This is a genomic window from Pseudomonas sp. MB-090624, assembly GCF_003205245.1.
GTDB classification, from domain to species: Bacteria; Pseudomonadota; Gammaproteobacteria; order Pseudomonadales; family Pseudomonadaceae; genus Aquipseudomonas; species Aquipseudomonas juntendi.
On the sequence record NZ_QJRK01000002.1, the window covers coordinates 90,749 to 102,433 of the forward strand.

10 protein-coding genes and 2 pseudogenes are annotated in these 11,685 nt (G+C 60.6%); 11 read left to right on the top strand and 1 reads right to left on the bottom strand.

All coding sequences use genetic code 11. The features are described from left to right. Positions 1–252: 252 nt before the first annotated feature. Positions 253–470 (bottom strand): annotated as a pseudogene (locus DMX12_RS01625) (alpha-hydroxy-acid oxidizing protein); the annotation flags it as partial. A gap of 231 nt (positions 471–701) precedes the next feature. Here DMX12_RS01625 and DMX12_RS01630 point away from each other — a divergent pair. The 11 genes and pseudogenes from DMX12_RS01630 to DMX12_RS01680 form a co-directional block, all read left to right on the top strand. Next, positions 702–941, top strand: a pseudogene (locus DMX12_RS01630) (transposase); the annotation flags it as partial. A gap of 281 nt (positions 942–1,222) precedes the next feature. Beyond that, on the top strand, positions 1,223–1,495 hold the full coding sequence (locus tag DMX12_RS01635; protein ID WP_034126242.1) for a helix-turn-helix domain-containing protein: 273 nt from the start codon (positions 1,223–1,225) through the stop codon (positions 1,493–1,495). Between the two features lie 43 nt (positions 1,496–1,538). Continuing rightward, positions 1,539–2,108, top strand: coding sequence for a small heat shock protein sHSP20 (gene hsp20, locus DMX12_RS01640; protein WP_110675898.1), 570 nt, complete (start codon positions 1,539–1,541; stop codon positions 2,106–2,108). Positions 2,109–2,213: 105 nt separating this feature from the next. Continuing rightward, positions 2,214–5,063: a heat shock survival AAA family ATPase ClpK gene (gene clpK, locus DMX12_RS01645; RefSeq protein WP_095668238.1), complete on the top strand. Its 2,850-nt coding sequence runs from the start codon at positions 2,214–2,216 to the stop codon at positions 5,061–5,063. 146 nt (positions 5,064–5,209) lie between these two features. Next, on the top strand, positions 5,210–5,668 hold the full coding sequence (gene hsp20-GI / locus DMX12_RS01650) for a small heat shock protein sHSP20-GI (protein WP_016782889.1): 459 nt from the start codon (positions 5,210–5,212) through the stop codon (positions 5,666–5,668). A gap of 21 nt (positions 5,669–5,689) precedes the next feature. Continuing rightward, positions 5,690–6,598 (top strand): heat resistance protein YfdX1, encoded by a 909-nt coding sequence (gene yfdX1, locus DMX12_RS01655; RefSeq protein WP_016782890.1) that lies wholly within the window; start codon positions 5,690–5,692, stop codon positions 6,596–6,598. 102 nt (positions 6,599–6,700) lie between these two features. Beyond that, on the top strand, positions 6,701–7,588 hold the full coding sequence (locus DMX12_RS01660) for a YfdX family protein (protein WP_016782891.1): 888 nt from the start codon (positions 6,701–6,703) through the stop codon (positions 7,586–7,588). 85 nt (positions 7,589–7,673) lie between these two features. Continuing rightward, complete coding sequence (locus DMX12_RS01665; RefSeq protein ID WP_000993372.1) at positions 7,674–8,285, top strand: HdeD family acid-resistance protein; 612 nt, start codon at positions 7,674–7,676, stop codon at positions 8,283–8,285. Positions 8,286–8,383: 98 nt separating this feature from the next. Beyond that, positions 8,384–9,529: a hypothetical protein gene (locus DMX12_RS01670; RefSeq protein ID WP_029611654.1), complete on the top strand. Its 1,146-nt coding sequence runs from the start codon at positions 8,384–8,386 to the stop codon at positions 9,527–9,529. Continuing rightward, positions 9,519–9,959, top strand: a complete 441-nt coding sequence (gene trx-GI / locus DMX12_RS01675) for a heat resistance system thioredoxin Trx-GI (RefSeq protein WP_000787151.1) — start codon at positions 9,519–9,521, stop codon at positions 9,957–9,959. Before DMX12_RS01670 ends, trx-GI begins: the two co-directional genes overlap by 11 nt. 3 nt (positions 9,960–9,962) lie before the next feature. Then, the gene (locus DMX12_RS01680) at positions 9,963–11,669 is read left to right on the top strand and encodes a cation:proton antiporter (RefSeq protein ID WP_034113490.1); all 1,707 of its coding nucleotides are present in this window, start codon (positions 9,963–9,965) and stop codon (positions 11,667–11,669) included. The last annotated feature ends 16 nt before the right edge of the window (positions 11,670–11,685 follow it).

Here is an 11,685-nt window from a genome sequence, read left to right on the forward strand (position 1 = left end):
GCCGCTACCAACCGATTCTATTGAAAAAGTTGGTCCTTCCAAACTGCCGGATCATCGACTGGTGAAACGCCTTTTTTGCAAGCTGGTACGTGAATTCCGAGTCCGCAAGCCTCTGCCGAAGGTAAAGATCTCAATCTCGGACGCGTACTTTTCTGATGCGCAAGCCACGGTTACGTGTGAAAAACCCACGGGGGCAGCCAGGCCTGATAGATTTAAAAGTCAATTTTCATAGTCTTCTCTTCGCAGTGCCGTTCAAAAAGTGCCAGGGACCAGAATTGTTCGATCGACGTTTCTGATATCGGTGTGACCGCATGCGCCATCGACACATCCAGCTCCTTGTGCAGGGTCTGCAACGCCTTACTGACACCTGACTCGCCCATTGCGCCGAGTTCGTAGACCATGGCGCGAGCTATCAATGTGCCGCCTGCGCCAAGAGCCCATGCGTTGAGCACATCCTGGCCGCTACGAATGATCTGGCGTGTTGCTGGGGCGGTTTAGCTCACCAGGAAGGGACATCGTACCCTGATCAGGCTACGAAGCCGGACAGCTACTGGCCTTGGAAATCGAAACGGGATTTAGCGTCTTTAAACACTCTGTGCCGATTGCTGCCGATCAATCCGAGCCGGAGTCGACCTGAAACAAGCGCTCCGCGTGCGCCACAAAACTTTAAGTGATTCAGTATTGAAGAGTCTGACTTAGGAGAGAAACGGCCTGAGCACGACGGTCGGCAAGTGATCTGGCAGATCGCTGCGCGACGCAGCACCTACAAGCATTTGAGCAAACGCAGTGCGCTGTAGAAGGCCAGGCGCAAGATCGAGAAGGCCAAAGCCCAGGTACGTGCGAAGGTCGAACATCCGTTTCGGGTGATCAAGCGTCAGTTCGGTTATGTGAAGACCCGCTTCCGTGGCCTGGCCAAGAATACGGCGCAATCGACCACCATGGCCTTCGGCGGCGGTGTCGGGAAGGTGTGTTGGCCGGACGGATACTGTTGAACTACGCTGTCTGGGGCAACGGAAGTGTTTCGGCCCGACTCTGGAACGCGATCCGCAGCGACGACTGGGCAATTCCGCACGTTGGCCTGAGCAGTTGACCTGCATCAATGGGGCGGGAGATCGCTGTACATTGACTCTTGAAGTTTGTCCTGGTAAGCGCAATATCTTGCAAAGTCTTGCAAGGATTTCCTTGGCCGGAACCGCAAAGCGACGCGATTGGAGAGGGTGAGATGAAAGCGCACCTACAGGTGATTTTCACGCTCGATGAATTGGCTGCGTACTTGAAAGTCGGCAAGCGGACGCTTTATCGGCTCGCCGCGCACGGGGAAATTCCGGCTTTCAAGGTGGGCGGGACGTGGCGGTTTCGTCAAAGTGAAATCGATCAGTGGATCAATGATCAGACCCGAGCCGGAGCAAAGAAGGAGGTGATGCGCAAGCGTGAACAGCAGAAGTCATCCGAGCCGCCCGTGTCGCCTGGGCGCACTGCCCGTCGCAGCAGGTAAAGGGCTTGAGTAACTCGTTTTTCAATTTTTCTGGAGGTATGACATGGACATCGATTTCAAGAAGTTGGCTCCCTGGAACTGGTTCAAGAACGAGCAGCAAGAGCAGCAGACCGCCTCTTCCCTGCCGGTGCAGCGCAATGACATGCCAGCGGCGAGCGGGCCAGTCAGCCCGATCCTGCAACTGCATCGCGAGATCGACCGGCTGTTCGATGACGCGTTCCGGGGCTTCGGTTTTCCGGCGCTGGCCATGCCGCGGCTGCCATCCGATTGGTCGGGCATGCTGAAGCCGGCCCTGGACATCCAGGAAACCGACAAGCAGTACAAGATTGCCCTGGAAGTGCCCGGTGTCGAGGAAAAGGACATCCAGATCACCCTCGACAACGACGTGCTGGTGGTGCGTGGCGAGAAGCGCCAGGAACAGGAGAAGAAGGAAGGTGGCTTCCACCGTGTGGAGCGCACCTACGGCAGCTTTCACCGCGCCTTGAACCTGCCTGACGACGCCAATCAGGATTCGATCAAGGCATCGTTCAAGAACGGGGTGCTCACGGTCACGATCGACAAGCGCGAGGTCAGCGCGCCGAAGCAGGGACGTTCGATCCCGATCAACAGCTGACGTCGCCGGCTCGTTCGTCACAAGAAAAACCCGGTACGAGACGAGGTGTCGCGGCTCGCGATGCCTCGTCGCCTCAACCTTGTCAACCTTCTCAGGAGCATCAGCATGGCCAGAAAACAATGCCAGGTCTGCGGCCAACCCGCCACCGTGCGGGTGGAAGCCAATCTCAACGGGCGTCACAGCACCATGCTGTTGTGCGACGACCATTACCGCCAACTGGTGCGCCAGCAAAAGCGCACCGTCTCGCCGCTGGAAGCCTTGTTCGGCTCGCGCAGCGGCCTGTTCGAGGACTTCCTCGGCAGTGACTTCTTCCGCATCGGCGACGACGCGACGCCCTTTGCCGCCGATACCGATGACGTGGTCGATGCCGTGTTTGGCGAACCCGCCGCCGCAGGTTCGGGTGCACCGCGCCGGCGCGGCAGTGGGCTGGCCAGCCGCATCAGCGAACAGTCGGAAGCCCTGCTGCAAGAGGCCGCCAAACACGCTGCCGAATTTGGCCGCTCCGAGGTGGATACCGAACATCTGCTGCTGGCGCTGGCCGACAGCGACGTGGTCAAGACCATCCTGGGTCAGTTCAAAATCAAGGTCGATGACCTCAAGCGGCAGATCGAGTCCGAGGCCAAGCGCGGGGACAAGCCGTTCGAGGGCGAGATCGGCGTGTCGCCGCGCGTGAAGGATGCGCTCAGCCGCGCCTTCGTGGCCTCCAATGAACTCGGCCATTCCTATGTCGGTCCGGAGCATTTCCTGATCGGTCTGACCGAGGAAGGCGAAGGGCTGGCCGCCAACCTGCTACGCCGCTACGGCCTGACGCCGCAGGCGCTGCGCCAACAGGTCAGCAAGGTGGTCGGCAAAGGCGCCGAGGATGGCCGCGCCGAGACGCCGACCAACACGCCAGAACTCGACAAGTATTCGCGCGACCTCACCAAGATGGCGCGCGAGGGCAAGCTCGATCCGGTCATCGGCCGTGCGCAGGAGATCGAGACCACCATCGAGGTGCTGGCCCGGCGCAAGAAAAACAACCCGGTGTTGATCGGTGAGCCCGGCGTCGGCAAGACCGCCATTGTCGAAGGACTGGCGCAGCGGATGGTCGCCGGCGAAGTGCCCGAGACGCTGCGCGACAAGCGTCTGGTGGAACTCAACATCAACGCCATGGTGGCCGGCGCCAAGTATCGCGGCGAGTTCGAGGAGCGCGTGCAGAAGGTGCTCAAGGAAGTGACCGAGCACCAGGGCGAGATGATTCTCTTCATCGATGAAGTGCACACCATCGTCGGTGCCGGCCAGGGTGGCGGCGAAGGCGGGCTGGACGTGGCCAACGTGTTCAAGCCGATGATGGCGCGCGGCGAGCTGAACCTGATCGGCGCCACCACGCTCAACGAGTATCAGAAGTACATCGAGAAGGACGCCGCGCTGGAGCGTCGTTTCCAGCCGGTGATGGTGCCCGAGCCGACGGTAGCGCAGACCATGATGATCCTGCGCGGCCTGCGCGACACCTTCGAGGCGCACCACAAGGTCAGCATCACCGAGGATGCGATCATCGCCGCCGCCGAGTTGTCGGACCGCTACATCACCGCGCGCTTTTTGCCTGACAAGGCCATCGACCTGCTTGACCAGGCGGCCGCACGCGTGAAGCTGTCGGCCACGGCTCGCCCAGTGGCCGTACAAGAGCTGGAGTCCGAACTGCACCAGTTGCGGCGTGAGCAGGACTACATGGCCTCGCGCAAGCAGTACGACAAGGCCGCCGAGCTGGGCAAGCGCATCGAGGCAAAAGAGGCCGAACTCAAGAAGCTCATCGAAGATTGGGAGCGCGAGCGCGCCTCGGGCAGCGCCGAAGTCAAGGCCGAGCATGTCGCGCAGATCGTCTCGCGCCTGACCGGCATTCCGGTCAACGAGCTGACGGTGGAAGAACGCGAGAAGCTGTTGCATCTGGAACAGCGGCTGCACGAGCGCCTGGTGGGCCAGGACGAAGCGGTGCGCGCGGTGGCCGATGCCGTGCGGTTGTCGCGCGCGGGGCTGCGCGAAGGCGGCAAGCCGGTGGCGACTTTTCTGTTCCTCGGGCCGACCGGCGTGGGCAAGACCGAGCTCGCCAAGGCGCTGGCCGAGTCCATCTATGGCGATGAAGGTGCGCTGCTGCGCATCGACATGTCCGAGTACGGGGAACGCCATACCGTGGCACGCCTGGTGGGCGCGCCTCCGGGTTATGTGGGCTATGACGAGGGCGGCCAGCTCACCGAGAAGGTGCGTCGCAAGCCCTACAGCGTGTTGCTGCTGGACGAGATCGAGAAGGCTCACCCCGACGTCTACAACATCCTGCTGCAGGTGTTCGACGACGGGCGGCTCACCGACGGCAAGGGCCGGGTGGTGGATTTCACCAATACCATCATCATCGCCACCTCGAACTTGGGCTCGGACATCATCCAGCGTCGGCTGAAGGCCCGTAGCGCCGCCGGCGAGGAATACGAGAAGACCAAGTCCGAGGTGATGGACGTGCTGCGCGGACACTTCCGCCCCGAGTTCATCAACCGCATCGACGAGATCATCGTCTTCCATGCGCTGGGCAAGGAGGAGATCCGCCATATCGTCGGCCTGCAGCTCGATCGTGTGGCCCGCAACGCCGCCAGCCAGGGCGTGACGCTGACCTTCGATCAGACCTTGATCGACCACTTCGCGGAGGAAGGCTACAAGCCCGAGTTCGGTGCGCGTGAACTCAAGCGCCTGATCCGCAGCGAGCTGGAAACCGCGCTGGCACGCGAGATGCTCGGCGGCGGAATCGGCAAGGGCGATCACGCCAGCGCACGCTGGGACGACAAGGCCGAACGGGTGGTCTTCGAGCGCCAGGAGCCACCCGCAAAGCCGGCCGAGCCTGAGAAGCCCGATGCCGCGAACGTGGCCGAGACGCCGCCGAGCGACGCGAGCAAGCCTGCGCGCAAGAAAAAGTCAGCGGGCGGCGAATCTTGAGTCATGGGGAGGCTGTCGTGATCCTTCAATTGACCCAAGGACTTGTTCTTGATGGAAACGAAAAGTAGCAGGCGCTATTCAGAGTGCGCCGGCGGCTCTGTTCGGTGCGTCATCCAATTCGCCGGCATTGTTCAAGGAGAACCGATATGTCTGCATTGACTCCGTGGGACCCCTTCCGGGAACTGGATGAATTGCAAAACCGCCTGGCGACGATGTTGGGACGGCCCCCCCAGCGACAGGGCGCCCGTACCGGCAACGAAGCCATGACCACGGCGGACTGGGCACCAATGGTGGACATCAGCGAGGATGAGAACGCATTCCTCCTCAAGCTGGATCTGCCGGAGGTCCCCAAGGATGCCGTGCGCGTCAGCGCGGAAAACGGCGTACTCACCATCAGCGGCGAGCGCAAACTGGAAAAAGAGGAGCAGGGCAAGAAATTCCACCGCATCGAACGTGCGTATGGCCGCTTTGTGCGCAGCTTTGTCTTACCTGACAACGTTGATCCGACCAAGGTGACGGCTTCGATGAAAGACGGCGTGCTGGAAGTGCGGCTTGTCAAGGCCGAGCAAGCCAAGCCGAAGCAGATTGAAATTTCAGTCAATTAACTTCAATTGGAGTCCAACATCATGAATATCAAACAGCCCCAATACATCCGTTCCGCACTTGCCCTGGCGGTCTGCATCGGACTGAGTGGACCGGTTTTGGCCCAATCGGCGGCAAGTCCAAGCGCTGCAGCGCCCTCTGTCGCACCCAAGGCGGCGCAGCCACAAGTAGACGACAAGGCCGCCCAGGAAGCCGAAAAAAAGCGTTCCGAGCTCACTCAGGACGCCATCACGGCGCTCACCAAGACCCAGGAGGCTTTGACCCTCCTTGATGCAAATAAGACCAAGGAGGCGCTCGCTGCGCTGGAACTGGCCACCGGAAAGCTGGAACTGGTATTGGCACGCGACGCCAAACTTGCTTTGGCGCCGGTCGATGTACGCGTCATCACCCATGATATCCACGCCAACGTGGAATCGGTAAAGAAAGCGGTCAAGTTGTCTCGGGAGTTGTTGGGTGATGGCGAGGTGCAAAAGGCCCGGCCCATCGTTGCCAATCTGGCCAGCGAAATCGTGATCGAAACCGACAACCTGCCCATGGCAACGTACCCGGCAGCGATCAAGTCGGCTGCACGGCTCGTCGACAGCGGCAAGATCGACGAAGCCAAAGCAGAGCTCGCCCGAGCACTGAACACGCTGGTGGTCATCCAAGTTGTACTCCCTCTGCCCGTGCTACGGGCCGAGGCCGCGATAGCAAAAGCTGAAAAGCTGGCCGAGACTGACAAGCGCGATGCCAAGCAGAACGAGGAGCTCAGCACCTTGCTGTCGTCCGTGCGCACGGAGATCGAGCTGGCGCAAATCCTGGGTTATGGCAAGAAGGAGGACTTCAAACCCATCTTCGATCAGGTGAAGTCCATTGAGCAAAAGTCGGCTGGTGGCAAAAGCGGCAATGGATGGTTCGACGAGTTGAAGACGCGCATCCAAAAGCTGTTTTGAGGTGATGAAGGGGCCGACTGCTCCATCGGTCAGTCTCGCGATATTCGCAGTCGGCCCCAATAGATTCCCCTATTTTCACTATCTCATACGAGGCATATCACCATGAATGAGCAAACATCGAATCCCAACGCGATCAACGAAGGCACGAACGAACAGGCCGCGGTAAGCAGCCTTCCTGCCAGACCAGAGCCCAAGCCTGAAGTCGTCACGGAGGTACAGCCTGAGGTTCAGAAGGAAACGGACTCGCAAGCGGCAGACAAACGTAAACAAGTCCTCGATGAGGCCGTCTCGGCCTTGGCGCTGACCAAATCAGCGCTGGCGGCCCTGGACGAAAAAGAATCCGCGCGAGCACTGGCAACGCTGGCCGAAGTGACGGGAAAGCTGGAGCTGATCGTTGCACGCGAACCCACGCTCGCCCTGGCCCCCGTTGATGTGCGCACCATCGTGCACGACTTGTTCGCCAACACGGAAACCGTTGAGGCGATGACTGACGAGGCGCTGGATGCCCTCAAACATGGCGAGGTGCAACGCGCTCGTCGCGTGTTGGCATTGCTGGCCAGCGAAATCGTGATTGCGGTCACCAACATCCCTCTGGCGACTTACCCGGCAGCCGTGAAATCCGTCGTGCCGCTGATCGATCAGGGCAAGATCGAAGAGGCCAAGGCCGCGCTGCAGTTGGCGCTCGGCACGCTCGTCGAGACACTCAGCGTCATCCCGCTGCCCATCCTGCGCGCCAAACTGCTCGTCAAGCGCGCCGAGACCTTGACAGAAGATGGCCAGCGCAGCGAGGCGTCCGGTGAACGCCTGCAGGACTTGTTAAACGAAGCCCGGCAGCAGTTGGAAATGGCAGAACTGCTGGGCTATGGCAAAAAGAAGGACTTTGAGCCCCTGTACTCTGAACTCAAGAAAGTCAAGGAAAAGACGGCCGGAGGCGGGAGCGGAAAAGGCTGGCTCGATGAAATCAAGGCGAGACTGTCAAAGCTGTTCTAAAACCGCAAGAGAGGGGCGAATAGCCCCTCTCTTCGCCATGAAGGCTTGATTTTCCTGATCTCATGATCCATCAAGGAGATATCGCATGAATGCAAATACCATCGCCGATTCGAATGCGGATAACCCTGCCGATGCCGTGTGTTCACTGACCCAAAATTGGTGGTTGTTTGCGCTGCGCGGCATATTCGCGTTGATTTTTGCAGTCCTCGCATTCTGGATGCCACACTCGGCTTTGTTCGCCATGACGATAGTGTTCGGCGCATTTTCTTTGGTCAATGGTGCGTTCAACCTGGTTGCAGCGGTGCGGCAAATGCGGCAAAAGCAGCGCTGGGGCTGGCTGTTGTTCAGCGGCATCGTCGGCATACTCACCGGTGTCGTTGTGGTAGTTGCCCCTCTGGCTGCCACTTTGGCGTTGGCCTATTTCTTGTGGGTAAGCGTGGCATTCTGGGCAATTTTCACCGGTATGCTGGAGATATCCGCCGCCGTTCGTCTGCGCCGGGAAATCAAGGGCGAGATCTGGCTTGCCCTCAGCGGGCTGCTTTCCGTGCTCCTCGGTGCGATCATCCTATGGATGTTTTTTACCCGCCCGATCGAATCATTTCTGGCCGCGGGCTGGGTATTGGGTTTCCATGCTGCGATCTTCGGTATGACTCTTTTGCTTCTTAGTTGGCGTTTGCGCAAAGCGCGTCAGCGGTAAGGGCGTGAAAAACCAAACCGTAAGATCATCTTTGAAAATCAACATATCCAATCACCCGGGTCCACTCACCTGGGCGGACAACCCTAAAGGGCTTGAGCATGCGTATACAATATAGCTATCGACTCGTCGAAAAAGAATTTCATGAACCTTGGCGAATGTCTGTAGAAAAAGCGGTTGAACCCGCTCTCAAGCCGCTGATCGAAAAGCGCTCCGAAGATTCGGTACGTCTTCAAATCGTCCTCGAACGCGCGAAAAAAGGATCTCGCTTAACGGCCAGTGGCCACATGCACTTGCCGGGCAAAAAAATCGTCAGCGTCACTGCATCGCATAACGATCTGACGCCTCTCGCGCACATGCTAGCGCAGGCGTTGTTCCGGCAGGCCAAGAAGCACTTTGATCGGCTGAGCGCTCAGGATCAAATCAAGCGTAAGGCGCGTCGTGAACGCTTGCGCGAGCTCAAGGCGCGGATCGACACTCAACCTGCCTCTGTCGTCCAGCAAGCACGCGGGATAATCGAGACGCTGCTGCCGAAGGTTGAGGCCGTTGCGCAACGCGAGTTGGCTTATCTGCATGCCGCCGGTGATTTGCCTCGCGATTATCCGACGCTGCACGACGTGGTGGACGAAGCGATTGCTCTGGCTGAATCGGTATGGACATCCGTTCCAGAAGAAAATGCCGCTTACCTCGATCTTTTGAAACATCTTTTTGCCGTCATTGATCGCGAAGTGGCAAACAGCCGGCAATATGGCGAGGCCGTTTCGCTGGATGCGCCGGTCGAAGCGGATGCGCAGGACATGGCGGAGGCCATGGTAGAGGAAGAGTTCTACGAGTTTTATCAGCCTGATGACGCACTCAGCCTGGCCGACGTCATGGCTGATAGTCGGCTTCCCGACCCAGCAGCAATCGCCGAACAGGAGGAAATTGGTGACAGATCGAGCGAATTCGCATTTGCATTCGACCTGATGAAGGGTATGCCGCACTTGTGGCGCCGCATTTTTCTGCTTATCCGGGTGGATGGGCTGGATGCAGGCTGCGCTGCTGAAATCCTGCGGATGCCTAATAAGATAGATGCTGTCAGAGCGGGGCTCATTCAAGCCGAAGCCTTCATTGCGGCTCACGTGGAAGATGCCGGCGTGAGCGAAGACGGGAACGATTGGATCAAAGGCGTAAATTGGTCGGCGATGTCGGTGATCCGAAGCGAGGCAACCTCACCGCAGTCCAAGGAAGCGAACCATGAAAAATGAACTCCACATCGTCTGCCCACATTGCCAGTCCATCAACAGCGTGCCGGCCGCCAAGCTCGCGGATCGTCCCAACTGCGGCCGCTGCCAGCAGCCCTTGTTCACCGGCGAGCCCATCGAGTTGACGACGGCGACGTTCTCGCGCCACGTGGAGCGCAGCGATCTGCCGCTGCTGGTCGATTTCTGGGCGCCCTGGTGCGGGCCGTGCAAGATGATGGCGCCGCAGTTTCAACAAGCCGCGCGCCAGCTCGAACCCGGGATCAGGCTGGCAAAGGTGAACACCGAGGCTGAGCCCCACCTGGCCGCGCAGTTCGGTATCCGCAGCATTCCGACGCTCGCCCTGTTCCAGGGCGGACGTGAGATCGCCCGCCAGGCAGGCGCCATGGGCTCGCAGGACATCGTGCGCTGGGCCTCTGCACAGGTGGGACGCTGACCGATGCAGGATTTGCTCGGCACTACCCTGATCCTGCTGGCGGCGTGCAGCCTCGCGGTGGTGGCGACGGCGGCGTTCAGAGTACCCGCCTTGCTGGGTTACCTCGCCGTCGGCGCCTTGCTGGGCCCCTCGGTCAGCGGTGTGATCGCGCCGGGAGAGGCGTTGACTTTCATATCCGAACTGGGTGTGGCCCTGCTGCTGTTCATGGTCGGACTGGAATTCTCGCTGGGGCACTTCTGGCTCACTCGCAAGACCGTACTGGCGTCCGGCAGCTTGCAGATGGTCGTCGTGGCCGCGCCACTGACCCTGGTGCTGATCGGGTTGGGTCAGCCAGCTCAGAGCGCTGCACTGCTCGGCGCCGCAGCGGCCATGTCGTCCACGGCGCTGGTCAGCCGACAGCTGGCCGACCAAGGCGAGCTCACCACCCGCCACGGCCGCAGTGCCATCGCCGTGCTGGTCTTTCAGGACCTGGCCAGCGTGCCCCTGCTGGCCCTGCTGGCGATCTGGGCGCGCGGCGACTCGCCGAAGATCGAGAGCGTGCTGCTCGAAGTGTTGGGCGTGCTGGTGTTGTTCGCGGCAGCGGCGGTTGCCTCGCGTCGTCTGTTGCATGGCCTGCTGGGCTGGGTGGCGCGGCAGGGCCACGAAGAATCCTTCGTGCTGGTCTCCTTGTGCGTGGTCGTGGCGGCAGCCGCTGCTGCACACGCCGTCGGCGTATCCGCCGCCCTGGGGGCCTTTCTCGCCGGCATGGTCCTGGGCGAGAGCGACTTCCGGCACCACATGGAAAGCCACCTCAAGCCCTTTCGTGATGTGCTGTCGGGCCTGTTCTTCGTGACCATTGGCCTGCAGCTGGACACCGCGCAGATCGTGGCCGCACCGCTGGCGGTACTGGGTTGGCTGTTGGCCTTGGTGCCTCTCAAGATGGGGCTGAACTTTCTGGCGCTGCGCGCAACCCGCCTGTCGGCGCTCGACGCCTGGCGCGCAGGCATCGTGCTGGGTCATGGCGGCGAGTTTGCGCTGCTGCTCCTGGGCATGGTCATGCAGCAGCACCTGATCGCCGCCACCATGGTGCAACCGATGCTGGTGGCGCTGGTGTTGAGCATGGGGTTGGCACCGCTCCTGATCCGACACCATGACCGATGGGCGCGGGCTTTCAGCCGCTCGGGCGCACTCGGTCAGCCACCGCAGGCCGAAGAAGGCGAAGTCGCCGAGCGGGCGCGGTCGTTACGCGACCATGTGATCATCTGTGGGGCGGATGACGTCGGGCTGCTGCTGAGCCGAACGCTGCGCCTGGCAGGCATACCGCATTTGCTGCTGGAATCGGACCGCCAACGGGTCGAAGCGGGGCGTGCGATGGGGGCGCCGGTGTCGTATGGCGATGCCAGTCGGCTCGACACCCTGGCCGCCGCCGGATTGGCCCATGCCCGCCTGGTGGTGCTGACGTTTGCCCGTCCGCAGACGGCCCTGCGTATCGCTCAGGCGGTTCTCGACCGCCGCCTGAGCTTGTCCGTGGTGGTGGCCACTGAGCGCGTAACGGATGCCCAGCTTTTGCGTAATCTGCCCAATGTCAGACTGTACCCGTTGTACCTGGCTGCGGGACTGGGACTGGCCGAGCAGGTACTGTTGATGTTGGGCATCAACGCCGACCAAGTCGACCACCGGATCGAGGAATTACGGCAGACACTCAGTGAGTCAGGTGGGGATAGACCATGAACGGGCCGACCATTTG